Origin of the sequence: Hyphomicrobium sp. (assembly GCF_036833075.1) — a bacterium.
In the GTDB taxonomy this organism is placed as follows: Bacteria; Pseudomonadota; Alphaproteobacteria; order Rhizobiales; family Hyphomicrobiaceae; genus Hyphomicrobium_C.
In genome coordinates this window covers 14411-39382 of the sequence record NZ_DAITQL010000038.1, presented here as the reverse complement: position 1 = coordinate 39382, position 24972 = coordinate 14411, and the positions used below count along the sequence as shown (strand labels likewise).

At 64.3% G+C, this 24972-nt stretch carries 26 protein-coding genes, 1 tRNA gene and 1 pseudogene; 24 read left to right on the top strand and 4 right to left on the bottom strand.

Annotation, left to right across the window (positions count from 1 at the left end):
* From V7082_RS12475 to V7082_RS12460, 4 genes are all read left to right on the top strand, one after another.
* Positions 1–988: DMT family transporter (locus tag V7082_RS12475; RefSeq protein WP_334148984.1), on the top strand; the 988-nt coding region annotated here is incomplete at its 5' end.
* Between the two features lie 181 nt (positions 989–1169).
* Positions 1170–2069, top strand: a complete 900-nt coding sequence (locus V7082_RS12470; protein ID WP_334148982.1) for a LysR family transcriptional regulator — start codon at positions 1170–1172, stop codon at positions 2067–2069.
* A gap of 154 nt (positions 2070–2223) precedes the next feature.
* Entirely contained in the window at positions 2224–4209 is a 1986-nt protein-coding gene (locus V7082_RS12465) for a conjugal transfer protein TraG (RefSeq protein ID WP_334148981.1), read from the top strand.
* 10 nt (positions 4210–4219) lie between these two features.
* The gene (locus tag V7082_RS12460; protein ID WP_334148979.1) at positions 4220–4705 is read left to right on the top strand and encodes a CopG family transcriptional regulator; all 486 of its coding nucleotides are present in this window, start codon (positions 4220–4222) and stop codon (positions 4703–4705) included.
* A gap of 7 nt (positions 4706–4712) precedes the next feature.
* Here V7082_RS12460 and V7082_RS12455 read toward each other — a convergent pair whose 3' ends face one another.
* Positions 4713–5126 (bottom strand): winged helix-turn-helix transcriptional regulator, encoded by a 414-nt coding sequence (locus V7082_RS12455; protein WP_334148977.1) that lies wholly within the window; start codon positions 5124–5126, stop codon positions 4713–4715.
* A gap of 89 nt (positions 5127–5215) precedes the next feature.
* Between V7082_RS12455 and V7082_RS12450 the strand changes: the two genes are divergently transcribed.
* The 16 genes and pseudogenes from V7082_RS12450 to V7082_RS21575 all read left to right on the top strand — a co-directional run.
* A complete protein-coding gene (locus V7082_RS12450) occupies positions 5216–6109 on the top strand; it encodes an NmrA/HSCARG family protein (protein WP_334148975.1) in 894 nt (297 codons plus the stop codon).
* Positions 6110–6310: 201 nt separating this feature from the next.
* Positions 6311–7291 carry a P-type conjugative transfer ATPase TrbB gene (trbB, locus tag V7082_RS12445; protein WP_334148973.1) on the top strand — a complete coding sequence of 327 codons (981 nt, stop codon included), beginning with the start codon at positions 6311–6313 and terminating at the stop codon, positions 7289–7291.
* The gene (locus V7082_RS12440; protein ID WP_112671981.1) at positions 7288–7620 is read left to right on the top strand and encodes a TrbC/VirB2 family protein; all 333 of its coding nucleotides are present in this window, start codon (positions 7288–7290) and stop codon (positions 7618–7620) included. Before trbB ends, V7082_RS12440 begins: the two co-directional genes overlap by 4 nt.
* Positions 7620–7901: a VirB3 family type IV secretion system protein gene (locus V7082_RS12435; RefSeq protein ID WP_334148970.1), complete on the top strand. Its 282-nt coding sequence runs from the start codon at positions 7620–7622 to the stop codon at positions 7899–7901. Before V7082_RS12440 ends, V7082_RS12435 begins: the two co-directional genes overlap by 1 nt.
* Positions 7902–7912: 11 nt before the next feature.
* Entirely contained in the window at positions 7913–10369 is a 2457-nt protein-coding gene (trbE, locus tag V7082_RS12430; protein ID WP_334148968.1) for a conjugal transfer protein TrbE, read from the top strand.
* Entirely contained in the window at positions 10366–11148 is a 783-nt protein-coding gene (gene trbJ, locus V7082_RS12425) for a P-type conjugative transfer protein TrbJ (protein WP_334148966.1), read from the top strand. The genes trbE and trbJ overlap by 4 nt, the downstream gene beginning before the upstream one ends.
* Before the next feature lie 20 nt (positions 11149–11168).
* A complete protein-coding gene (gene trbK-alt / locus V7082_RS12420; RefSeq protein WP_334148964.1) occupies positions 11169–11456 on the top strand; it encodes a putative entry exclusion protein TrbK-alt in 288 nt (95 codons plus the stop codon).
* A 3-nt stretch (positions 11457–11459) separates the two neighbouring features.
* Positions 11460–12818 (top strand): P-type conjugative transfer protein TrbL, encoded by a 1359-nt coding sequence (trbL, locus tag V7082_RS12415; protein ID WP_334148963.1) that lies wholly within the window; start codon positions 11460–11462, stop codon positions 12816–12818.
* A complete protein-coding gene (gene trbF / locus V7082_RS12410) occupies positions 12815–13504 on the top strand; it encodes a conjugal transfer protein TrbF (protein WP_334148962.1) in 690 nt (229 codons plus the stop codon). The genes trbL and trbF overlap by 4 nt, the downstream gene beginning before the upstream one ends.
* Complete coding sequence (gene trbG / locus V7082_RS12405; RefSeq protein ID WP_334148960.1) at positions 13501–14490, top strand: P-type conjugative transfer protein TrbG; 990 nt, start codon at positions 13501–13503, stop codon at positions 14488–14490. The genes trbF and trbG overlap by 4 nt, the downstream gene beginning before the upstream one ends.
* Positions 14491–14537: 47 nt before the next feature.
* Positions 14538–15638, top strand: a complete 1101-nt coding sequence (locus tag V7082_RS12400; RefSeq protein ID WP_334148986.1) for a TrbI/VirB10 family protein — start codon at positions 14538–14540, stop codon at positions 15636–15638.
* A gap of 2 nt (positions 15639–15640) precedes the next feature.
* On the top strand, positions 15641–15862 hold the full coding sequence (locus V7082_RS12395) for a DUF2274 domain-containing protein (protein ID WP_334148959.1): 222 nt from the start codon (positions 15641–15643) through the stop codon (positions 15860–15862).
* Positions 15863–15996: 134 nt separating this feature from the next.
* Positions 15997–16323, top strand: coding sequence for a hypothetical protein (locus V7082_RS12390; protein ID WP_334148957.1), 327 nt, complete (start codon positions 15997–15999; stop codon positions 16321–16323).
* Positions 16320–16673, top strand: a complete 354-nt coding sequence (locus tag V7082_RS12385; protein WP_334148956.1) for a toxin-antitoxin system TumE family protein — start codon at positions 16320–16322, stop codon at positions 16671–16673. The genes V7082_RS12390 and V7082_RS12385 overlap by 4 nt, the downstream gene beginning before the upstream one ends.
* Positions 16670–17059, top strand: a complete 390-nt coding sequence (locus tag V7082_RS12380) for an HVO_A0114 family putative DNA-binding protein (protein WP_334148954.1) — start codon at positions 16670–16672, stop codon at positions 17057–17059. Before V7082_RS12385 ends, V7082_RS12380 begins: the two co-directional genes overlap by 4 nt.
* Positions 17056–18096, top strand: a pseudogene (locus V7082_RS21575) (recombinase family protein); the annotation flags it as partial. The gene V7082_RS12380 and the pseudogene V7082_RS21575, both read left to right, overlap by 4 nt.
* A 576-nt stretch (positions 18097–18672) precedes the next feature.
* On the opposite strand, the gene V7082_RS12370 reads toward V7082_RS21575, so the two are convergent.
* The 3 genes from V7082_RS12370 to V7082_RS12360 all read right to left on the bottom strand — a co-directional run bounded on the left by V7082_RS12370 (position 18673) and on the right by V7082_RS12360 (position 20557).
* A tRNA-Ser gene (locus V7082_RS12370) sits at positions 18673–18762 on the bottom strand.
* A 462-nt stretch (positions 18763–19224) separates the two neighbouring features.
* The gene (locus V7082_RS12365; RefSeq protein WP_334148952.1) at positions 19225–19860 is read right to left on the bottom strand and encodes a DUF4166 domain-containing protein; all 636 of its coding nucleotides are present in this window, start codon (positions 19858–19860) and stop codon (positions 19225–19227) included.
* A 106-nt stretch (positions 19861–19966) separates the two neighbouring features.
* Complete coding sequence (locus V7082_RS12360; protein WP_334148950.1) at positions 19967–20557, bottom strand: GbsR/MarR family transcriptional regulator; 591 nt, start codon at positions 20555–20557, stop codon at positions 19967–19969.
* Positions 20558–20942: 385 nt separating this feature from the next.
* Here V7082_RS12360 and V7082_RS12355 point away from each other — a divergent pair, with 385 nt between their 5' ends.
* Genes V7082_RS12355 through V7082_RS12340 form a run of 4 tightly spaced genes read left to right on the top strand, consistent with a single transcriptional unit; the run spans position 20943 to position 24948 of the window.
* On the top strand, positions 20943–22382 hold the full coding sequence (locus V7082_RS12355) for a circularly permuted type 2 ATP-grasp protein (RefSeq protein WP_334148948.1): 1440 nt from the start codon (positions 20943–20945) through the stop codon (positions 22380–22382).
* A gap of 30 nt (positions 22383–22412) precedes the next feature.
* Positions 22413–23360: an alpha-E domain-containing protein gene (locus V7082_RS12350; RefSeq protein ID WP_334148946.1), complete on the top strand. Its 948-nt coding sequence runs from the start codon at positions 22413–22415 to the stop codon at positions 23358–23360.
* Positions 23361–23367: 7 nt separating this feature from the next.
* Positions 23368–24192 (top strand): transglutaminase family protein, encoded by an 825-nt coding sequence (locus tag V7082_RS12345; protein WP_334148945.1) that lies wholly within the window; start codon positions 23368–23370, stop codon positions 24190–24192.
* Between the two features lie 24 nt (positions 24193–24216).
* Positions 24217–24948 carry a proteasome-type protease gene (locus tag V7082_RS12340; protein ID WP_334148943.1) on the top strand — a complete coding sequence of 244 codons (732 nt, stop codon included), beginning with the start codon at positions 24217–24219 and terminating at the stop codon, positions 24946–24948.
* Positions 24949–24972: the final 24 nt, after the last annotated feature.

Sequence of the window (24972 nt, the reverse complement as noted above, 5' to 3'; positions counted from 1 at the left end):
GAGCGTGATTATGCCTATGCGGACGCGACCTGCGCCGGCATCTCAGGTGCCATTCCTTATAATACTGATTGCATCCACGTTTCTGATGGGGTCCAGCTTCGTCGCAGGAAAAATCCTGATCCAGCAGGGTTTCGACCCCATGATTCTGGTGGGATGGCGTTTCCTCGTCGCAGCACTCGCCACCCTACCTTTGGTCCTCTTCGACAAGGGCAGCGCCAGACAGGCACTTTTTCCGCGCCGAGCAGGTCTGCGAGACCTTTCTCTGGTGATCCTTATTGGACTGGTCCAGACGGCAGCGGTCATGGGCCTGCTCTTCTGGGCAATGAAATTCGTGTCCGCGTCGACCGCCGCCATTTTGCTTTTCACCAATCCTATCTGGGTAGCAGTGCTGGGCCGCTTCTTTCTCGGCGAAACACTTCATCGTGGGAGATTGGCCGGGCTTTTCCTCGGCGTCATCGGCGTTGGTCTCGCCATTGGTATCGGGCCCGACATGCTTTCCGGTGGCGGCACCTTGCTCGGTGAAATCATCGGCATTACATCTGCCCTCTGCTGGGCGACAGCGACGATCATCAACAAGCGCGCCAATCTGCCGTTTGGTCCATGGGGGTTGAGCTTCTGGCAGATGCTGATCGGCTCCCTCGCTGTCTTGGGCCTTGCATACGGTACAGGCGAGCACTGGCCGGCAGACGTCACAAGGGAGCAGTGGGGATGGTTCTTCTGGCTCGCAATCCCCGCCTCGACAGGTTCTTTCGGCTTGTGGTTCGTAGCGTTGAACAAGGGGGGAGCAACGAAGACGAGCGGCTTTCTGTTCCTGGCCCCGTTGTTCACGGTCATCCTGTCATACTTCATACTCGGCGCTACGCTCTCCTGGCTTCAAGCCTGTGGAGGCATTCTGATCGGCATCGCGTTATGGCTGGTCAACAGCGAAATTCCCGCGAGAAACCGCCGCGAACGCCGCGATGAAGTGGCTGCTGAGGGGCAGCCATGATGCGCAAATCCAAGGTGCCCGGATATCGTTGGACTCGTGCGTGCAACAGCCTTTCCTTGTTCCAGAACTTCGCTTCCGCCGCTGAGGTGTGACGTTTCAGCTTGGCGGTAACATGCGAAGGAGACGGAGAAATGGACCGGAAATAGCTTCTCATCTTCCAATCCTTGGAAGCCATGTCCCGATGGTTGCCCTAATCCAGACTCTCGCTGTCGCGGAATATCTCAGTTTCCACCGTGCCGCTCTGGCACTGGGCACTAGCCAGTCGAGCGTGAGCGCTCGGATCAAGACGCTGGAGGAAGACCTTGGCATCGTACTTTTTGACCGCAACACGCGCGGCGTACGGCTGACCGAAGCCGGACGCCATTTCGTTGATCAAGTCAATGACGCGATGAGTATTCTCGACCGTGCGATCAAAACGGCCGGGATGCAGGCGCGCGGCGAAGAAGGTGAGCTGCGGATCGGCGTTCACGCCCTCGCTGCAGGGTGCTTCCTCGACTGCCTACTGGAACGGTTCCGCGGCAAACATCCGGGTGTCCACCTGCACATTACCGAAGGTACGGCACGCAGCACACAAGTCATGGTGCGCGATGGCAGGCTCGATGTCGCCTTCATGGCTGGCACCCACGAAATTCCCGACCTAAACTCCCGCGTAATCTGGCGCGACCGGCTGATGGTTGCACTGCCATTGAAGCATCCGCTGGCGGAGCTACCGAACGTCGAATGGCGGCAACTTGCGGAGGAAACCTTCCTCGTCCGTCGAGGTGGCACCGGCCCGCAGGTACATGACCTGATCGTGGCGCGCTCGGCCGGGAAATGGCTGACGCCAGCAATTCAGTGGCTCGATGTCGAACGAAGTACGCTTATGTCCATGATCGCCGCAAGGCATGGCGTTTCGCTTTTCGTCGAGGACAGCACAGTCGGCAACACAGCGAATGTTACTTTCCTACCAGTTCGCGACGAACCTGAAACCATCCCGTTTTCGGCTGTCTGGTCGCCGCGACCCCGCGACCCCGCGCTTTTGAACCTGCTCACCCTGGCGACGAAAATGGGCCGCGCACATCCGAAACCTGATTCGTGGTGATTCACGGCCAACAGTGCCGGAATAGTGCCGCCGAAACCCGTCCGATTTGCCGCCGATAGTATCCGGTCGCCCTATCGCTCCACCTTTATTGTTGATTACCGCCTAATTGCCCATTCTCTGATCGGCTTCATCAACTTTGCCGATTGGAGCTTGTATGCGCGGAGGCCGAATACTCTGGGGTCAGATTGCCGTCGTCATCACCATTGTCATGGTGATGACATGGGCCGCGACGCAATGGGTGGCGTTCCGGCTCGGCTTTCAGCCCCAACTCGGAAGCCCGTGGTTCGATCTGGCCGGTTGGCCATTCTACCATCCATCCGCCTTCTTCTGGTGGTGGTTTTCCTTCGACGCCTATGCGCCCGCGATTTTCATGGAGGGTGCGGCCATCGCCACGTCGGGTGGCATCCTCGCTATTGCCGCCGCCATCCTCATGTCGATCATTAGGGCGCGCGAAGCCCGTAACGTCGCGACCTATGGTTCGGCGCGATGGGCCGAGGACAGGGAAGTCCGCAGCGCCGGGTTGCTCGGCCCAGATGGCGTCCTGCTCGGCCGATACGACCGGGACTATCTGCGCCATGACGGGCCGGAGCACGTCCTATGTTTTGCTCCCACGAGGTCAGGCAAAGGCGTCGGCCTTGTAGTGCCGACGCTACTGACCTGGCCGGGAAGCTGCATCGTCCACGACATCAAGGGCGAGAACTGGACGCTGACAGCGGGCTTTCGTTCCCGGCACGGCCGCGTACTGTTGTTCGATCCGACCAACGCGAAATCGTCGGCCTATAACCCGTTGCTGGAAGTGCGGCAGGGCGAATGGGAAGTCCGCGACGTTCAGAATATCGCGGACATATTGGTCGATCCCGAAGGCAGCCTCGACAAGCGTAATCATTGGGAAAAGACCAGCCACAGCCTGCTGGTCGGCGCGATCCTCCACGTCCTCTATGCCGAGAAGGACAAAACCCTGTCCGGCGTCGCCAACTTCCTGTCCGATCCACGCCGTCCGGTCGAGGCCACTTTGCGCGCGATGATGGACACGCCGCATCTTGGCGAAGCCGGTGTTCATCCGGTTGTCGCCTCATCGGCGCGCGAACTGCTGAACAAGAGCGAGAACGAGCGGTCGGGTGTGCTGTCCACCGCCATGTCGTTTCTAGGCCTCTATCGCGATCCGGTCGTGGCACGCGTCACGGACCGCTGCGATTGGCGCATCGCCGATCTTGTCGGAAGCAAGAAGCCGGTCACGCTTTACCTTGTCGTCCCGCCCTCCGACATCAACCGGACGAAACCGCTGATCCGGCTCATCCTCAACCAGATCGGCCGCAGGCTGACCGAGGAACTGATCCTATCCGGTAAGCGGCATCGCCTGCTCATGATGCTGGATGAATTTCCGGCATTGGGCAGGCTCGACTTCTTTGAATCGGCGCTCGCCTTCATGGCGGGCTACGGCCTCAAATCCTTCCTGATCGCTCAATCGCTGAACCAGATCGAGCGCGCCTACGGGCCGAACAACAGCATTCTCGACAACTGCCATGTTCGCGTTGCATTCGCCACGAACGACGAGCGCACCGCCAAACGTGTGTCGGACTCCCTCGGCACCGCGACCGAAATGCGCGATTCTACCAACTATGCCGGCCATAGGCTCGCGCCCTGGCTCGGACATCTGATGGTGTCGCGGCAGGAAACGGCGCGGCCGCTGCTGACCCCTGGGGAGATCATGCAGCTTCCGCCTGCCGACGAGATCGTCATGGTCGCAGGAACGCCACCGATCCGGGCGAAGAAGGCCCGCTATTTCGAGGATGCGCGATTGCAGGAGCGCATCCTGCCGCCGCCCGAACTGTCATGTGTTCCGGCGACGAAGCTAGCAACCGACGACTGGACGAACCGCGTCATCGTGACGGCGGGCAGGTATGCTGCGACCGCCGCCAGCGGGGCCGAGGGTGATCCCGACAATGCCGGTATCCGCCGCGAACCGGAATTGCCCGAGCACGAGGAAATCGTCCCGCCGCCACCTACGCCCGCCCAGGAATTCGACATTCTGGACGACGAACCGGACGTGGACGCGGCCAAGGCCCGCGCGCTGCGCTCCCGGATGAGGATGATCGCCCAGCAGACGTCGATGAACCCCGATGACGGCATAGAGCTTTGAGAGGCCGCCCATGACGACGCGCACCCGCATGAATGTCTATTTCGACCCCGAACTGCTCAAACAGGTCGAGGCGCTGTCGCTGCGCCGACAGGTCTCGAAGTCCGCCATCGTCGAGGCCGCTGTCGCATCCTTCCTGTCGGGCGACACGTCGGATCGGCTGGAAGCGGCCATGTCGCGCCGCCTGGACAAGATCGGACGGCAGATCGGCACGCTGGACGAAGATCTCGCCGTGCTCGGCGAGACCCTTTCCTTGTTCGTCCGCTTCTGGCTGACGATGACACCGCCGTTACCGGACAGCGCCAGGCAGTCCGCCCGCATCAAGGGGAACGAGCGGTTCGAGGGCTTCATGCAGAATCTCGGCCGCAGGCTGGCGACCGGAGACAGGTTCCTGAAAGAGCTGTCTCGCGACATCGAACCTTTCCACCAGGCTCCGGCTGGAACTAACGAAGAAGAACCGCCGGTCGCCGCGTCCGTTTCTGGTGTCCGGCCTGAATGATGAGGGCTTACAATCTCACCTCGTCGTAAGTACGGCGGTGCTCTCGGATGGAATGCAGGTTGTCGCGGACCCAGAAGTTAAACCCCTCAAGGGCGCGCAAGGCTCCGATACCTATTTCTGTCAGTTCATACTCCACCCGCGGTGGCACTTCCGGGAAATAATAGCGGGTAACCAGCCCATCGCGCTCAAGGTTGCGGAGCGTAAGTGTCAGCATGCGCTGCGTGATGCCGTCCACCTCCTTCTTGATCGCTGAGAAGCGTAGCCGATAGTCCTTTGCGAGTGAAAGCCGCCAAAGGACAGGAATGGTCCACTTGTCGCTCAACAGGGCGCAGACACCGTTTGATGAAATGGGCGTGAACGCTCGGCTGTCCTCAGACCTTTGTGGGGCCTCGGCATGTATTTGTTTATCCAAGGGTATCATCCTTGTGCCTGATGCTGAAAAATGTGCCGTCTTCCGGCAGATTTATGTTGGTATATATGGATAGCCCTTGTTCCATGCGAGGGTATCCAATGACCGATGACAAAAGACCCATTCTGGTTTTCGGCGCCACCGGGCGGCAGGGAGGATCTGTCGCCAAAGCCTTGCTGAAGGCAGGGTGGCTCGTTCGTGCGCTTGTGTTGGACGCCGCCGGAGCCGTATCCTCAACGCTCCAGAATGCTGGCGCCGAGCTTTTTCAAGGCTCTTTCGAGGATAAAGATGTCATCCGCGCAGCCATGAAAGACGCTTATGGTGTCTTCAGCGTATTGCCGGGGAACCTGACTGCCGAGGACGAAGTCCGCCATGGGGTGGCGATTGCGGATATCGCAGCCGAAACTGGTATCGAGCATTTCTTATATTCTTCAGGCGCCAGCGCTGGGGATGCGCTGACGGGCGTGCCGCGCTTCGACGCCAAGCCCCGCATCGAAGCGCACCTCCGCCAACTTCCCATCACCGCCACCATCATTCGACCGATGATCTTCATGGAGATGCTGGTGCGACCGGGTTTTGGCCTGGATCAGGGTCGGCTGGTGTCGCTGATCCGGCGGGATCATGCGATTCACCTGACCGCCGTGGAAGACATCGGCAAATTTGCTGCTGCCGTGTTTGCCGACAAGGCCCGTTTCGGTGGCAAGACCATGAAGATTGCCAGCGACCGGGTGACCGGGCGCGAGCTTGAGACCGCATTCACCGAAGCTGCTGGTCGTAAGATCACCTATGAACGTTTTCCCGATGATGTTCTCACAGCAAATGCGGACTTGGCGCATATGGCAAAAAGCCTGGAAAACGGCCCGCTTGCGGAGAAGGTCGATCTTGATGCCATGCGTGAGATCAACCCGGAACTGCTCAATCTGCGTTCATGGCTTGCGGGCAGCGGTCGCAGGGCACTTGAGGAAGCTTTGGGAACGACGGGTCCAGTGAGATGACCAAAGCCCCGATTCTGGAATGAGCTGCGACATCGCGACGGGTAGGAGCCCACTCCAGAGCGTTACCCATCCTATTTACCGCCGATAGCCGCCGGTCGCCGCACGCGCGTAAATACTTGTTGAACCGGCCCAATTTCGGGCTTTCTTAATCGACCCCGTTGCGGGGTCCGTCTGTTGCGCCCCGTGAGAAATGGGGTCGACATGACGACACATCATCAGAAACCGGAGGCGATTGCACGCGGCGCGCGGATGCTGCGCACGGCACTTGGCGCGTCCATCGCCCGGTTTCTCGAAGACCCCGCCGTCATCGAGGTGATGCTGAACCCGGACGGTCGCATCTGGATCGACCGGCTCTCCGAAGGGCTGGCCGATACGGGCGAGATGCTATCCGCCGCCGATGGTGAGCGCATCGTCCGGCTGGTGGCGCACCATGTCGGCGCGGAGGTTCATGCCCGCGCACCCCGCGTCTCGGCAGAGCTTCCAGAAACCGGCGAGCGGTTCGAGGGGCTGTTGCCGCCTGTCGTCGCCGCGCCCGCCTTCGCGATCCGCAAGCCCGCCGTCGCGGTGTTCACGCTCGACGACTATGTGGCGGCCGGGATCATGTCCGCCGATCAGGCCGTGACCCTGCGCGAAGCCGTCGCGTCCCGCGCTAACATTCTCGTCGCAGGCGGTACATCCACCGGCAAAACGACGCTCACCAATGCGCTGCTCGCCGAGGTAGCGAAGACGCAGGATCGCGTCGTCATCATAGAGGACACGCGCGAGCTGCAATGCGCCGCGCCCAACCTTGTCGCCGTGCGGACCAAGGATGGTGTAGCGACGCTATCGGATCTCGTGCGCTCGTCGCTACGCCTGCGCCCGGATCGCATCCCTGTCGGCGAGGTGCGCGGTTCCGAAGCCCTCGACCTGCTCAAAGCCTGGGGAACGGGACATCCGGGCGGGATTAGCACCATCCATGCCGGCTCAGGCATTGGCGCGCTGCGCCGGCTCGAACAACTCATCCAGGAAGCCGTCATCACGGTCCCGCGCGCGCTGATCGCCGAGACCATCGACCTCGTTGCCGTCCTGTCCGGTCGCGGCTCCGCGCGCCGGCTGGCCGAACTCGCCCGCGTCGAAGGGCTGGGATCGGACGGTGACTACGCCATTACCCCCGCAACCACCTCGAAAGGAGACCCCTCATGATCCGCACGATTTCGCGCGGCTGCCGCATCATGGCGACCGCCGCAGCCACTGTTTCCATCAGCCTAATGCTGGCACCCGCCGCACACGCATCCGGCTCGTCGATGCCTTGGGAAGCGCCCCTACAATCCATCCTTCAGTCGATCGAGGGGCCGGTCGCCAAGATCATCGCGGTGATCGTGATTATCGCCACCGGCCTCGCGCTCGCGTTCGGCGACACCAGCGGCGGCTTCCGCCGCCTGATCCAGATCGTCTTCGGCCTCAGCATCGCGTTCGCGGCCAGTTCCTTCTTCCTCAGCTTCTTCAGCTTTGGCGGCGGGGCGCTCGTTTGATGGCGGGTGGCCTCGAACAACTCGACGCGGTGCCGGGATTTTCCGTCCCCGTCCACAGGGCGCTGACCGAGCATATCCTGCTCGGCGGCGCTCCGCGCTCCATCGCCATCATGAACGGAACGCTGGCCGGGGCCGTGGGTCTCGGCCTGCGCCTCTGGTTGGTCGGCCTCGCCATCTGGGCCATCGGCCATTTCGCCGCCGTCTGGGCGGCAAAGCGCGATCCGCTCTTCGTCGAAGTGGGCCGCAGGCATCTGCGCATCCCCGGCCATCTCTCGATCTGACGGAGGCGCACATGATGAACCTTGCCGAATATCGTCGCACCGCCAGCCGTCTCGCGGATTTCCTGCCCTGGGCAGCACTTGTCGGCTCCGGTGTCGTGCTAAACAAGGATGGCAGCTTCCAGAGGACGGCGAAGTTTCGCGGTCCCGATCTGGATTCCGCCGTCGCGGCCGAGCTGGTTGCCGTCGCGGGCCGGATCAACAATGCCATGCGGCGTCTCGGTTCCGGCTGGAGCATCTTCGTCGAAGCCCAACGCTCCGAAGCCGCGACCTATCCCGCGAGCCAATTTCCCGAAGCCGCATCGGCATTGCTGGACGCCGAGCGCAAGGCAGGTTTCGAGGAAGTCGGAACGCATTTCGTGTCCGGCTACTTCCTGACCTTCCTCTGGCTGCCGCCCGCCGAGGACGCCGCCCGCGCCGAAACCTGGCTCTATGAAGGCCGCGAACAATCCGGCGTCGATCCGTGGGAGCTGCTGCGCGGCTTCATCGACCGCACCGACCGCGTGCTGGCGCTGCTCGACGGCTTCATGCCGGAATGCCGCTGGCTCGATGACGCGGGCACGCTGACCTATCTGCATTCCACCATCTCGACCAACCGCCACCGCGTTCGCGTGCCGGAGGTGCCGATGCACCTCGACGCGCTGCTCGCCGATCAACCGCTGACCGGCGGACTGGAGCCGCGACTTGGCGACCAGCATCTGCGCGTCCTCACCATCATCGGCTTTCCGACCGCGACGACGCCCGGCCTGCTAGACGAGATGAACCGGCTGCCGTTTCCCTATCGCTGGAGCACCCGCGCCATCCTCATGGACAAGACTGACGCCACCCGTCTCCTGATGAAGATCAGGCGGCAGTGGTTCGCCAAGCGCAAGTCCATTGCCGCGATCCTCAAGGAAGTCATGACCAACGAGCAATCCGCGCTCGTTGACACGGACGCGGCGAACAAGGCCGCCGACGCCGACATGGCCTTGCAGGAGCTTGGGGCCGATGTTGCCGGCATGGCCTATGTCACGGCCACCATCATCGTCTGGGATGCCGATCCACGCATTGCCGACGAAAAGCTCCGCCTCGCCGAAAAGATCATTCAGGGCCGCGACTTCACTGCGATGCCCGAGACCGTCAACGCCGTCGATGCCTGGCTCGGCTCGATCCCCGGACACGCCTATGCGAATGTCCGGCAGCCGCCCGTCTCGACGCTCAACCTTGCCCACATGATCCCGCTATCGGCCGTGTGGGCGGGGCCGGAACGGGATGAGCATTTCAGCGCGCCCCCGCTGTTCTTCGGCAAGACCGAAGGCTCGACCCCGTTCCGGTTTTCCCTTCACGTCGGCGATGTTGGTCACACCCTTGTCGTCGGCCCGACCGGCGCGGGCAAGTCCGTGCTGCTGGCGCTCATGGCCTTGCAGTTCCGTCGTTATGCCGGTGCCCAGGTCTTCGCGTTCGACTTCGGCGGCTCAATCCGGGTCGCCTCGCTCGCCATGGGTGGCGACTGGCATGATCTTGGCGGCGGGTTGACGGAAGGGGATGAGGCATCCGTCTCGCTCCAGCCGCTCGCCCGTATCGATGAGCCTCACGAGCGCGCATGGGCGGCGGACTGGATCGCCGCCATTCTCGGCCGCGAGGGTGTGCCGGTAACGCCTGAAACCAAGGAGTATATCTGGACGGCGCTGAACTCGCTCGCGTCGGCACCGGTCGGGGAGCGCACCATCACCGGCCTGACTGTGCTGCTTCAATCCAATGATCTGAAGCAGGCATTGCGGCCCTATTGCATCGGCGGGGCCTATGGTCGGTTGCTCGACGCCGAGACCGAACAACTCGGCTCAGCGGATGTGCAGGCGTTCGAGATCGAGGGGCTGGTCGGGACCGGCGCGGCTCCGGCCGTGCTGGCCTATCTCTTCCATCGCATCGGCGACCGCCTCGACGGGCGGCCGACCCTACTCATCATCGACGAGGGCTGGCTGGCGCTGGACGATGAAGGCTTTGCCAGCCAGCTCCGCGAATGGCTGAAGACGCTCAGGAAGAAGAACGCTTCTGTCATCTTCGCCACGCAGTCGCTCTCTGACATCGATGGCAGCAATATCGCACCTGCCATCATCGAAAGTTGCCAGACGCGGCTGCTCCTGCCGAACGAGCGCGCGATCGAGCCGCAGATCACTGCCATCTATCGCCGCTTCGGCCTCAATGACCGGCAGATCGAAATCCTCGCACGGGCCACGCCCAAGCGGGATTACTACTGCCAGTCGCGGCGCGGCAATCGCCTGTTCGAGCTTGGCCTGTCCGAAGTCGGCCTCGCGCTCTGCGCCGCATCGTCCAAATCCGATCAGAGTGCCATCGCGCGCATCGTCACCGAGCATGGCCGTGACGGCTTCCTCGCCGCCTGGCTGCGCCTGCGCGGCGTCGATTGGGCGGCCGACCTGATCCCCGACCTCACCAATCTCATCCCCCAGACCGAGAAGGAGTCCCAACCATGACGATTCACCGTTCGCGCTCGCGCGCCATTTTCATGGCCGCGACCATGCTGGCCGCGCCGCTCGCGCTGTCGCCCATGCTGACCAGCCCGGCCCACGCGCAATTCGGCTTCGGCCGGATTGTCTATGATCCGAGCAACTACGCGCAGAATCTGCTTACGGCCGCACGCACGCTGGAGCAGATCAACAACCAGATCACGTCGCTTCAGAACGAAGCGCAGATGCTCATCAATCAGGCGAAGAATCTGGCGAGCCTGCCGTTCTCGTCGCTCCAGCAACTACAGCAGAACGTGCAGCGCACCCAGCAGCTTCTCGCTCAGGCGCAGAACATAGCCTTCGACGTGCAGAAGGTCGATCAGATCTTCCAGACCCAATATGGCAACGTCTCGCTGTCCGCGACCGATACCCAGCTTGTCGCCGACGCGCGGTCCCGCTGGCAGAATACGGTCGGCGGCTTGCAGGACGCCATGCGCGTGCAGGCCGGCGTCGTCGGCAATATCGACACCAACCGCACGCAGATGTCGGAACTGGTCGGGCAGAGCCAGAACGCGACCGGCGCGCTGCAAGCCACGCAGGCCGGCAATCAGCTTCTCGCCCTCCAGTCGCAGCAGCTTTCCGACCTGATCGCGCTGATGTCGGCCAATGGCCGGTCCGAGGCGCTGATCGAGGCCGAGCGTGCCACCGCCGCCGAACAGGGCCGCGTCCAGCGCGAGCGCTTCCTGACGCCGGGATCGGGCTACCAGCCCGGCAATGCCCGAATGTTCGGCAACGGCAACAACTGACCGGACAGGAGGGGCGCGACATGGACGGCAAGATGCTGGCCCGGCTGGGCGCGATCATATTCGTCGCCATCGCCATCACCGCCACGGTGATCGAGATGACCCGCAACGACGAGCCGCCGCGCGGCAGGCCCGCGCCGGAGCTACAGCGTCCTGCCGATCCGTTGCGCCAGAGCCTGCGCGACTGTCAGCGTCTTGGCGAGGCGGCCGCGAGCGATCCCGATTGCCTCGCCAGCTGGTCCGAGAACCGCGACAGGTTTCTCGGCCGGACGCCGGTGCCCGCCACCCCGCATCAGAACGGTGGACAGTGAACCATGGGCGGCACCGGCGTCATCGACAACTTCCTCGGCGTATTCACGTCCTACATCGACAGCGGGTTCGGCCTCCTCGGCGGCGAGGTCGGCTTTATCGCTACCACCCTGATCGTCATCGACGTGACGCTTGCCGCGCTGTTCTGGAGTTGGGGCGCGGATGACGACATCATCGCCCGGCTGGTCAAGAAAACCCTCTTCGTCGGCGCGTTCGCCTACATCATTTCCAACTGGAACAACCTGGCGAAGATCGTCTTCGAGAGCTTCGCAGGTCTCGGCCTGAAAGCCTCCGGCACCAGCTTTTCCACCGCCGACCTGATGCGCCCCGGCAAGGTCGCGCAAACCGGGCTTGATGCGGGCCGCCCGCTGCTCGATTCCATCTCCGACCTGATGGGCTACTGGTCGTTCTTCGAGAACTTCATCCAGATCGCCTGCATGTTTCTGGCCTGGGCGCTGGTGCTGCTCGCCTTCTTCATCCTCGCCATCCAGCTTTTTGTGACGCTCATCGAGTTCAAGCTGACGACGCTCGCGGGCTTCGTGCTGATCCCCTTCGGCCTGTTCGGCAAGACCGCCTTCATGGCCGAGCGCGTGCTTGGCAATGTGATTTCCAGCGGCATCAAGGTGCTGGTGCTGGCCGTCATCATCGGCATCGGCTCAACACTGTTCTCGCAGTTCACCGCAGGCTTCGGCGGCATGACGCCGACGATCGACGACGCCATGGCGATCGTGCTCGCCGCCCTCTCGCTGCTCGGTCTTGGCATCTTCGGCCCCGGCATCGCTTCCGGTCTCGTTTCGGGCGGGCCGCAGCTTGGCGCAGGCGCGGCCGTTGGCACGGGCCTTGCCGTGGGTGGTGCAGCCCTTGCCGCAGGCGGGGCGGCCGGTCTCGCCATCAAGGGAGGCGCTGCCGCCATGTCCGGTGGAGCCGCGGCCGTGCGGGGTGGCGCGACCGCCGCGGGCGCAGCATCTGCCGCCTACAGCATGGGATCGCTCGGCCAGTCGGGCGCGGCAGGCGTCGCCTCCGGCCTTGGCGGGGTTGCCCGCGCCGCAGGCTCCGCCGCCGTATCGCCTCTGAAACGCGCCGCCTCGAAAGCAACGGAAAGCGTCAAATCCAGCTTTTCGGATGGCGCACGCGCAACCTTCGGGGTGACGGGAGGATCATCTACCGCAGGCACGGTCGGAGGCAGCAGCGCAGCGCCCGCAGCCGCATCTTCCCCCGCTGGCAGTCCCCCGGCCTGGGCGCAAAGGATGCGGCGCTCACAGTCTGTCAGCCACGGCACCACCATGGCCGCCCATGCGGTGCGCTCCGGCGACAGCCATGGTGGCGGCTCTTCCGTCAACCTTTCCGAAAGTGACCGCTCATGAGCATCTTCAAACGACCCGCAACCCACTACGGCAAATCCCCCGAACCCGAGACGCCCTATCAGAAGGCGGCGCAGGTCTGGGACGAACGCATCGGCTCGGCTCGCGTGCAGGCGAAGAACTGGCGTTATATGGCCTTCGGGTCGCTGATCCTCTCGGCCGGTTTCGCCGCGGCCCTTGTCTGGCAATCGGCGCGCGGGACCGTCGTTCCTTGGGTGGTGCAGGTCGACAAGCTCGGCCAGGTCCAGACCGTCGCGGCAGCCACGGCGGACTATCGCCCGACCGATCCGCAGATTGCTTTCCATCTCGGTCGCTTCATCGAGCAGGTTCGCGCGATCCCGGCCGATGCGATCATTGTCCGCCAGAACTGGCTCCGGGCCTATGAGTTCACAACAGATCGGGGCGCAGCGGCCCTGAACGACTATGCGCGCAGCAACGACCCCTTCACAAAGGTTGGCAAGCAGCAGATCGCCGTCGAGGTGTCGAGCGTCATCCGGGCGTCCCCGGACAGCTTCCGCGTCGCATGGACGGAACGCCATTACGAGAACGGCCAGCTTTCCACGACCGAACGCTGGACCGCGATCCTGACCATCGTGATCCAGACCCCGCGCGACGCCGAGCGCCTGCGCGCCAATCCGCTCGGCATCTACGTCAATGCAATCTCATGGTCGCGGGAGATGAGCCAATGAGGACGATCACCCATACGCCTGCAGTTGCTGCCGTCCTGCTTTCCGCCACCATGCTTGCGGGGTGCGCCACCAACAAGGTGCCGCAATTCAGCTACGACGCCGATGTGCCCGCGCTGCCCGTCGTGCAGGCCGCCGTCACCGATGACCGGCCCCGGCCTTTGCACACGCCGCCCGCATGGACGGTCGCACGCGGCGGGACCGCTGCCGGAACACCGGCACGCCGTGTCGAGAACGCCAATGCCGCCGCCCGCGTCGAGCCGCGCCGCGAGGGCTACTATAACGCCATCCAGATTTATCCCTGGTCCGAAGGCGCGCTCTATCAGGTCTACGGTTCTCCCGGCCAGATCACCGACATCGCGCTGGAGCCGGGCGAGAACCTGACCGGCGCGGGACCGATCGCGGCAGGCGACACCGCCCGCTGGATCATCGGCGATACCGAGAGCGGATCGGGCACGACACGTCGCGTCCATATCCTCGTCAAGCCGACGCGGCCGGACATCGCGACAAACCTCGTCGTGACGACAGACCGTCGCACCTACATGATCGAGCTGCGCGCCCGCGAAGCCCTCTATATGCCCTCCGTCGCCTGGGCCTATCCGGCACAGCCGGCAGGCCAGCGCCAGACCGTTCCATCAGCACCCATCATTCCGGCCGAGGCGGCGCGCAACTATCGCTATGGCCTGACAGGAGACAGCCCGCCGTGGCGGCCTATCTCCGTCTTCGATGACGGTCGCCGCGTCTATGTCGTCTTCCCGCGTGGTATCGTGCAGGGCGAGATGCCGCCGATCTTCGTCATCGGCTCCGATGGCGAGACCCAGATCGTCAACAGCCGCATCCATCAGAACATCCTGATCGTGGATCGCCTGTTCGGCGCGGCAGAGCTGCGCCTTGGCAGCGGCGATCGCCAGCAGACGGTCAGGATCGTCCGCATCGAGCAACGGCAGGCTGCACAGCCGGCAAAGGCGACCGGAGAATCCCCGTCATGACCGAAGACACGACCCCTGTAGAAGCAACAGCGGACACCACCGCACCCATGCGGCTGCGTGCCGAACCGCCGCGCGTCACCAGACTGTCGCGCAAGATGCTTACTGGCGTCGGAGCAATGGCGCTTCTCGGCATCGGCGGGGCGCTGATCTATGCGCTCCAGACCCGCGACATGAGCGGCAGTGGCGAGGAACTCTACTCAACCGAGAACCGCCCCACGGCGGACGGTCTGTCCGGCCTGCCGCGCGACTATACCGGACCCGTCCTGGGGCCGGCCTTGCCCGGCGATCTCGGCGGCCCGATCCTCGACGCGCAGAACCGTGGCCAGCCCGTCACGCCGCCCCCAATGGCGACGCCCGCTCGCGATCCTGCCGAGGAACGCCGTCTTGCCGAAGAAGAAGCCGCGCGCGTCAGCACGGTGTTTTTCCAGTCCGGGCAGAGAACGGTAACGGCGCCCGGTTCCAATATTCCGGGCCTTGCCGGTCTTGGCGTTGGTGGTCAGCCCGCCACGCAGGACCGACACACGGCTTTTCTCAATGGTCCGGTGGACCGGCAGATCGTCGCCCTGGATCGCATCATGGCGCCCGCGTCGCCGTATATCCTTCAGGCTGGGGCAGTGATCCCGGCTGCCATGATTACGGGCATCCGTTCGGACCTTCCTGGCCAGATCACCGCGCAGGTGACGGAGAATGTCTATGACAGCCCGACCGGCAGCCTGCTTCTGATCCCGCAGGGGACGCGCATCATCGGCCAATACGACGCCGGCGTGACCTTCGGCCAGCGCAGGGTGTTGCTGGTATGGAACCGTCTGATCCTGCCCAATGGCCGCTCCATCGTGCTGGAGCGCCAACCGGGCGCGGATGCCAGCGGCTATGCCGGGCTTGAGGATGGCGTCGATTATCACTGGTGGGATCTGATGAAGGCCGCCGGCCTGTCTACGCTCCTCGGTATCGGCACGGAGCTGGCGACCGACCACGAGGATCGGCTGATCCGCGCCATTCGCGACGGGGCGCAGGACACCATCAATCAGGCCGGACAGCAGATCGTCCAGCGCCAGTTGCAGGTCGCACCCACGCTGACCATCCGGCCGGGCTTCCCGGTCAGGGTCATCGTCACCCGCGACCTTGTGCTTGAGCCCTACAGGAGCTGAACATGACGAAGCTGAAACTCGGCCCGCTGGCCGACGACAAGCCGGTGAAGCTGACGGTGGAATTGCCCGCTCAACTCCACCGCGACCTGACCGCCTATGCCGAGGTGCTGGCCCGCGAGAGCGGCCAGCCCGCCGCCGATCCCGTCAGGCTCATCGTGCCGATGCTGGAGCGGTTCATCGCCACGGATCGGGGTTTCGCCAAGGCACGGCGGCAACCCCTCTGATCCATCACGGCGGGGGTGCCGCCAGCGCACAGGCGCAAATGCGGCACGCTACAGACCGCCGATCCCCCTCCATGCTTCGCTTAATTCCGAGGCGTTAGCGCCCCGGAATCCACCCGCGAACCAAGGAGGATTCCATGTGCGCGAAGCACAGCCGCGCCCCGAGAGGGCGTCCCCGGCATTCAGTCCCGACGGCACTTCCCGACGACCTCTATGACTATGCCGGCGAGCCGACGCCAGCAAAGCGCCCGCCGCGCCGGGAGCCGCTGCCTCATATCTTCGATGTCGAGCGGTTGCCGGTCATTGACGACTGGCCCGACCGTGTGTCGGTCACAGAAGCCGAAATCGAAATCTTCGAGCGGTATTTCGGCGACGTTCTCGACCGGCTGTTCGGCCCCGTCGATGCCGATCCGGGCAATGACAGCTTGCCGCCGTTAACATCTAATGGTAACAGTAAGCCATGAGCGGGGATCGTGATCCGAGCCTCGACACGCTTCTGGACCTTGACGGACAGGTGCTCGTCGTCGATCCCGAGGGCGGTCATTGGGTGAAGTTTGTCGTCACACGCGTTCCGGTCTCGCCGGAAAAGCCACACGGCCTCGACTACTCGCTCACGCTTCACGGGCCTTCGGGCCAAAGGCTGGTCGGCTTTGACAATGCCCATCCGGTCGGTAGGAGCAGACGCGGCGAACCGATGGATCATCGGCACCGGCTCCAGACCGTGAAGCCTTACGCCTGGGAGGATGCGGCCACCTTGCTGGCCGAGTTCTGGCAGGCGGTGGATGCGGTGTTGAAGGAACGAGGTGTGCTATGACCACATTGAAAGTCGGGATCGCCGACTATGACGAGATGAAGGACCGCACCATGCGGATTGCGCGCGGCGAGGAAAAGCCCGCGCCCGACGATCCGAAGGTGTGGTTCACGTCCACGGAATCCTTCGCGCAAATCCTGTCCAGCGGGAACCGCGAGCTGCTGCGCGTCATCTATGAGCAGTCGCCCGGCTCGCTAGAGGAGTTGTCGCGGATCACCGGACGGACAAAGCCCAGCCTCTCCCGAACCCTCAAGACGATGGTGAACTACGGCCTCGTCCGCATGGACCCCGGAGAGGGCCAGAAGCTCGTGCCGAAGGTGCTGCATGACCGCGTGGCGCTTGAGCTACCGCTGATCGAGCGCCGGGCCGCGAAGGGAGACGCGCTATGAATATGCAGAGTCCCCATGTCGCACTGCGCGCCGCACTCTACCTTCGCGTTTCCACTACGCGACAGGCCGAGCATGACGTGTCGATCCCTGACCAGCGCAAGCAGGGCGAGGCTTATTGTGCATCGCGGGGCTACCAGCTTGTTGAAACCTATGTCGAGGCTGGCGCATCGGCGACCAATGACCGCCGCCCCGAGTTCCAGCGGATGATCGAGGCGGGAACCTCGAAGCCTGCGCCCTTCGATGTCGTCGTGGTTCACAGCTTCTCGCGCTTCTTCCGCGATCATTTCGAGCTGGAGTTTTATGTCAGGAAGCTCGCGAAGAATGGCGTGCGCCTTGTCTCCATCACACAGGAGATGGGCGACGATCCCATGCACGTCATGATGCGTCAGATCATGGCGCTGTTCGATGAATATCAGTCCAAGGAGAACGCCAAGCACGTCCTGCGCGCCTTGAAGGAGAACGCAAGGCAAGGCTTCTGGAACGGTTCCCTGCCGCCCATCGGCTACCGTATCGTCGATGCCGAGCAGCGCGGCTCGAAGATGAAGAAGAAGCTGGAGATCGACCCGCTGCACGCTGACACGGTGCGGATGATCTTCCGGCTTGCGTCGGAGGGCGACGGCACGTCCGGCCCGATGGGCGTAAAGGCCATCGTCAACCACCTGAACAAGAACCGCATCTTCACCCGTAACGGCGGGCGGTGGGGTATCGGCCAGCTTCATCGCATCCTGACGCGCCGCACCTATATCGGCGAGCATCAGTTCAACAAGCGGTCCAAGGCCAAGGAGCTGAAACCCGCCGAGGAAATCGTCACCGTTGCGGTGCCGCCTCTGATCGACCTTGAGACGTTCGATGGCGTGCAGAAGCGTTTGCAAGCCAACAATCCGAAGGTGACGCCGCCGCGCGTCGTCAGCGGCCCGAATCTGCTGACGGGCATCTGCTATTGCGGCAACTGCGGCGGGGCCATGACGCTGCGCACCGGCAAGAGTGGCCGCTATCGCTATTATGCCTGCTCGATCCGGGCGCGGCAGGGCGAGACCGGCTGCAAGGGCCGCGCCATCCCCATGGATAAGCTCGACCGCATGGTGGTGGCTCATATCGAGGAAAGGCTGCTCGACCCCGAGCGGATCGAAGAAGTCCTCGCCTCGCTGCTGGATCGTCGGCAGGAGAGTATCACGCGGCGCGGCCAGCACATTGCCGAATTGAACCAGCGCGCCGCCGAGGCCGATATGCGCCTCAAGCGCCTTTACGACGCCATCGAGTCCGGGTCTCTCGATCCGTCCGAGTCAGCCCTTGGTGAGCGGATCGCCGGCCTCACCGCGCTGCGGGACCAGGCGCGGGCCGATGCCTCACGAATCGAAGCCATGCTCGCCAGCTCCGCACATCAGGGCCTGACGGGTGCGGCCGTGCGTGAATTGGCAACGAAAGCACGCAGCCGCATGCGGCTCGGAAAGGGCGGCTATCGGCGGGAGCACGTCCGGGCCTTCGCGCAGCGTGTCGAGGTCGCGGACGACGCCGTTCGTATCATGGGATCGAAAAATACCCTGCTGCGGACGTTGGTGGCTGCGAAAGGAGGGAAATCGGCGGGAATCGGCGTTCCCGGTTTTATACCGAAGTGGCGGAGAGGGAGGGATTCGAACCCCCGGTACGGTTGCCCGTACTCCGCATTTCGAGTGCGGCGCGATCGACCACTCTGCCACCTCTCCGGCTGTTCGGGGCGCGCCGGGTGACTGTGGTCTCGTCAGCCAGCTTCATGCGCACCGAAGCGCTGCTGATAGCGGGTCATTGCGCCGGACGCAAGTCCCGGATCGGGAGGCGCTTTCGACCCCGCCACCAGGACGTCGGTGCTCCCGATGGGCGGGTGAGGAGGGACTGACCAAAGTCCCTCATCCGCCTCTTCGAGGCACCTTCTCCCGTCCCGGGAGAAGGAAATGGGCGTCCGTTGCTCGCGTTATACTTCACTTCCCTTTTTGGCGGATAGGAGAGGATGCAGGCCAGTGAGGTACTTTTTGGCTTCGCCGCTGGCATTGCGCGCCTCAAAAAAGCTCCTTATCCGCCGCGTCTTTCGATTGCGAGCCTTCGGCGCGGCTTCAGCTGCGAGCCTCCGGCTCGACGCAGGCCCCTTCTTCCACAGGGAGAAGGCGTGATCCATGTTCCGCAGCCTCCAGTCAGACATCGTGGAAGCGGGCCGTCTGGTGGATGATCTCTCCCAGCCAGCGATGGCGCAGCGAGAGCGTGAACAGAAACGTCCCGCCGCCCTCGTCGCGGTGCACCACCTCCATCGTCCCCGGCTCGAGCCAGCGCGGGATCGCAATCCGAAGAGGACCGAGCGCAAAAACATAGTGGGCCGAGCGGAAGACGAGCGCGCCGTCATGCTCTCCGACCGTCAGGGCCATGCCGATGCCGCATCCCACGAGCTCCTCGAGCCCCGTCGGCCCCGAAAAGCACTTGGCTGAGTGGATGACCTGGGGAAACCGGCCGGCGCGGGCATAGGTCCGCGTCCAGCATTGCCCCCCGAGCGCGGCGTTCTCGGTGACGGCGACGACGGCGCTGCCCGTCATCCCATCCTCGAGCGGAAGGGGCGCACCGATGGCGCGGGCGAGGAACGCGAGAACCCGGCCCGCACGCGAGAGGCGGGTCTCCGTGACCTCGCCCGCATAGAGACACACCGCGCCCGGCGCCAGGTGCGTCGAGAAGCGGCGCTGCACCGCGGGTGGCAGACGCGACCAGGCCGCCTCGCCGACGAGGGCGCGAAAGCGAAGATCGACGATGCCGCGGTCGTCAGGCTCGGAGGGAGACGGCATCACGTCCCTTGAGCACGTGGAAGACAAGGCGGTCATCAGTCCTCCTCTCCGGGTTCGTCGCGCTTCTCCGCTTGCGCGCTGCTGGCGCGGCGGCCTCGCGCCCCCGTTACGTGGGCGGTTTCGCCGACCGCTTCGTCCGGCGGGTAGAGGTCAACCCGGCGAGCCGGACGACCGCCGCGCCCATCTTGATCAGCTTGGCGAGGATCGGCGTCGGCAGGTCGATCACCTCGTCGAAACTCTTCGAGACCGCCTGCGTCACGTCGAGCATCTCGCGAAAGCGCTGGCACGTGGCCCCCGGGACGTTCGGATCCGTCTCCGCCGCCGCGAGGCACTGGCGCAGGGCCGCGACCGCCGGATCGATCTCGCGTGCTTTGCGGTTGGCCGCAATCCGCCGCACCATCTCGAAGACGTCGGCCTCGGCCTCGTAAAAGTCCCGCCGCTCGCCCAGCACCGAGACGCGCCGGATGAGCGACCAGGAGAGCAGCTCGCGCAACGACGTCGAGACGTTCGAGCGGGCGAGCTTCAACCGGTCGGCGATCTCCTCGGCCGAGAGCGGCTGGCCGGAGATGTAGAGCAGGGCGTGGATCTGCGACACGGAGCGGTTGACGCCCCACACCTCTCCCATCTCGCCCCATGCGATCACGAAGCGCTCGATGGCAGGCGGCAGGCGATCCGTTTTTACAGTTATTTCTGTCATGACAGAAATAAACGACAGAATACCGCCGGCGTCAAGGCTGCTGCTGTCCATGCCGGAGCGAGGGATCGCGGGCCGGGGGATCCGCGAGGCGCACCGGATCGCGCGCGGTCCTCTCGGGAAGCGAGGAGCGGCGGGCACGCGGAACTTCGGCCGTCCGTCGGCGTTGAAAATCCGAGCCGTCTTCATCCTGCGACCTCCATTTCGGATTCGCTTCCCCGTGACGCCGAATTGATCGGGCGCTGCCGGTATTCCAGGCAGTCGCCGGCGCCATCGGCCCGCGCGTTGGGTACAGGTGAATGATCGGGCTGGATTTTTCTTGCTCGTCGCAATTGGCCCGGCTCTTGCCATACCGGATCTTGCATACGGGATCTTGCCGCAGGTGCTCATGGAGCAGATCAGGGTCACAGACTTGAAGACGGCCTTCGACGAGATGAACGGCTTCGGCCAGGGCGTGCGTGCGCCCTACGCAACCCTTGCGGATTGGCTCGGCTCGGTCGGCATCGAGGATCTTCGCAAGAAGAGCATCGAGGCGGAGCTTCTGTTCCGGCGCACTGGCATCACGTTCGCCGTGTCGGGCGACACGGAGGCGTGCGAGCGGCTGATCCCGTTCGACCTCATTCCGCGCATCATCGCCGCGGCCGAGTGGCGCCAGCTCGCGGCCGGCATCGAGCAGCGCGTGAAAGCCCTCAACGCATTCCTCTACGACATCTATCACCGCCAGGAAATCATCAGGGCCGGACGCATCCCGGCGGAGCTCGTCATCCAGAACGGCGCCTTCGTTCCGGAGATGATCGGCGTCGAGCCCGAGCGCGGGATCTACGCGCACATCATCGGCATCGACATCGTGCGCACCGGCGAGAGCGAGTTCTATGTCCTCGAGGACAACACGCGCACGCCGTCGGGCGTCTCCTACATGCTGGAGAACCGCGAAACGATGATGCACATGTTCCCGGACCTGTTCGCGGAGAACCGCGTCGCGCCCGTCGAGATCTATCCCGCCTATCTGCGCCAGACGCTCGAAAGCGTGGCGCCGCGCCATCTCGCGGGCGATCCCGCCATCGCGGTGCTGACGCCCGGCCTCTACAACAGCGCCTATTTCGAGCACGCGTTCCTCGCCGACCAGATGGGCGTCGAGCTGGTGGAGGGCGCAGACCTCGTCGTGCTGGCCGGCCGCCTCATGATGAAGACGACGCAAGGGCTGCGCCCCGTCGACGTCCTCTATCGGCGGGTGGACGATGCCTTTCTCGATCCTCTGACCTTCGACCCCGCTTCGCTGCTCGGCGTTCCGGGCCTCATGGACGTCTACCGGGCCGGCAACGTCACCATCGTCAACGCGCCGGGGGCCGGCATCGCCGACGACAAGGCGATCTACAGCTACATCCCCGAGATCGTCGAGTTCTACATGGGCGCGCCTTCCATCCTGAAGAACGTGCCGACCTACAATTGCCGCCAGCCCGAGGCGCTCGCATACGTGATCGAGAACATGGGCGAGCTGGTGGTGAAGGAAGTGCATGGCTCGGGCGGCTACGGCATGCTCGTCGGCCCTGCCGCCGCGAGGGGCGAGATCGAGACGTTCCGTGCGCGCGTCAAAGCCAATCCCGATCGCTATATCGCCCAGCCCACGCTCGCGCTCTCGACCTGCCCGACGCTCGTCGAGGAGGGGATCGCGCCACGCCATCTCGATCTCAGGCCCTTCGTGCTGGTCGGCGACGAGGTACGCCTCGTTCCGGGCGGGCTCACGCGCGTGGCCCTCACGAAGGGATCGCTCGTCGTCAACTCGAGCCAGGGCGGCGGCACCAAGGATACGTGGGTGCTCAAGGACTGAGCGAGCACCGGCGAACGGACAAGGACACCCATGCTAGGGCGCACGGCAAACGATCTCTTCTGGCTCTCCCGCTACGTCGAGCGGGCGGAGAACATGGCGCGCCTGATCGAGGCGGGCTACCGCATTGCGCTGCTTCCCCGCGCCGGCGGCGGCAAGGACGAGGAATGGGGCTCGACGCTGCGGAGCGCGGGCTGCGCCGACCGGTATTTCGCGCAGCATGCCGCGCTCGACACGCGCAAGGTCGTCGATTTCCTGCTCTTCGATTCCACCAATCCATCGAGTGTGCACGCCTGCTTTGCCACCGCGCGGCGCAACGCGCGCGCCCAGCGAACGGCCCTGACGCGTGAGATGTGGGAATCGCTCAACGGCTCCTGGCTCGAGTTTCAGGCCATCCGGCCGGAGACGCTGCGCCCGGACGCGCTGCCGCGCATCCTGGACTGGATCAAGGAGCGCAGTGCCGGCTATCGCGGCGCGCTGCTCGATACCATCCTGCGCAACGACACCTTCTTCTTCAGCCAGCTCGGCACCTTCCTCGAGCGCGCCGATAACACGGCCCGCATTCTCGACGTGAAATATTACGTGCTGCTGCCGTCCATGAGCCTGATCGGCAGCGGTGTCGACAACGTGCAATGGGAGGCGATCCTGCGCTCGGTCTCCGCCCATCGCAGCTACCACTGGGTCTACAAGGACAGCTACCGCTCCTGGCGGATCGCCGACTATCTGATCCTCAATCGCGCCATGCCCCGCTCGCTCAGATCCTGCTACCGCGAGATCGATACCGCGCTCGATGAGCTCTCGGGTCACTACGGCGAGAAGAAGCCGTGCCTTGCGACCGCGAAATCGACGCGCGCGCTGCTCGAGGACGGCTCCATCGAAACGATCTTCCAATCGGGGCTGCACGAATTCCTGCTCGACTTCATCGGCCGGAACAACCGTGTCGGCCAGGAGATCTCCGACGCCTACCACTTCAGCTCCTGAGACGCGCATGCTGATCGAAATTCGCCACGTGACGACCTACACCTACGGAACGCCGGCGCGTTACTCCATCCAGAGCCTGCGCCTCATGCCGCCCTCGTTCGACGGCCAGCAGGTAATGAGCTGGTCGATCACGGCGCCGGGGTTCGAGCGCGAGACCGAGTACCGCGACGGCCTCGGCAATCTCGTCTACCTGGCATCCCTCGATGCCCCGCACGACGGCCTCAGCGTGGTGGCGTCAGGCCTCGTCGAGACCGAGGATCGCTGCGGGATCGTGCGCGGCATCTCCGAGATGACGCCGCGGCGCGTGTTCCTGCGCGAGACGGCCAAGACGAGGCCGGACGCATCCCTTCGCGCGCTCGCCCATGCGGCCAGCCGCGGGCGCATCCCCACCGATCCGCTCGAGTGCCTGCACGGCTTGATGCGCGCGGTGCAAAAGGCCGTCACTTACGAGATCGGCGCGACGCACGCGCACACGACCGCCGCCGAGGCGCTCGCGGCCGGAAAGGGCGTGTGCCAGGATCATGCGCACATCTTCATTTCCGCTGCGCGCCTGATCGGCATTCCCGCCCGCTATGTGAACGGCTACTTCCTGGCCGGCACGCTCGCGCCTTCGGAGGCCCATCACGCCTGGGCGGAAGCCTGGGTGGACGGCCTTGGCTGGGTCGGGTTCGACCCCGCCAACGGCACATGCCCGACGGAGCGCTACGTGCGGCTCGCCGCAGGCTTCGATGCCGCCTCCGCCGCCCCCATCCGCGGCACCCGCCGCGGCGGGACGCACGAATCCCTTGACGTCCGCGTCGAAGTTGATCAGCAAGGCGCTCAACAACAATAAGTCGTCATACGAAAGGGCCGCGCGATGACCTATTGCGTCGGGATGAGGCTCGACCGCGGGTTGGTTTTCGCGGCCGACACGCGCACGAACGCGGGCGTGGACAACATCGCCCAGTACCGCAAGCTGCAGTACTGGCGCCAGCCGGGCGAGCGCGTGCTCGTGCTGCTCTCGGCGGGCAATCTCGCGGTCACGCAGTCCGTCATCAGCAATCTCAACGAGCAGCTTGCCATGCCCGAGCCTGCGGGCGCGACGCTCTTCACCGTGCCCTCGATGTACCGGGCGGCGCGGCTCGTCGGGGATGCGGTGCGCGAGGTGCGCCGCCAGGACGGCGCGTCGCTCGAGATGAGCAAGGGAGGCTTCTCGGCGTCGTTCATTCTGGGCGGTCAGATCGGGGCGGAGCGCCCGCGCCTCTATCAGATCTACGCCGAAGGCAACTTCATCGAGGCAACGGACGATACGCCGTTCCTGCAGATCGGCGAGCACAAGTACGGCAAGCCGATCCTGGACCGCGTCGCACGCCCGGAGATGCGTCTCGGCGAGGCGGCGAAGCTCATTCTCCTGTCGTTCGATTCGACGCTGCGCTCCAATCTCTCGGTGGGCCTGCCGATCGACCTCCTGCTCTACGAGCGCGACAGCCTGGACGTGAAGCGCGAGACGCGCATCGGCCTCGACGACCCGTATTTCAAGACGCTCTCCGCTTCCTGGTCGGATGCCTTGCGCACGGCGTTCGCGAGCATCGAGGAGTTCAAGATCTGAGCGGCGGAGTTTCGCCCATGCCGC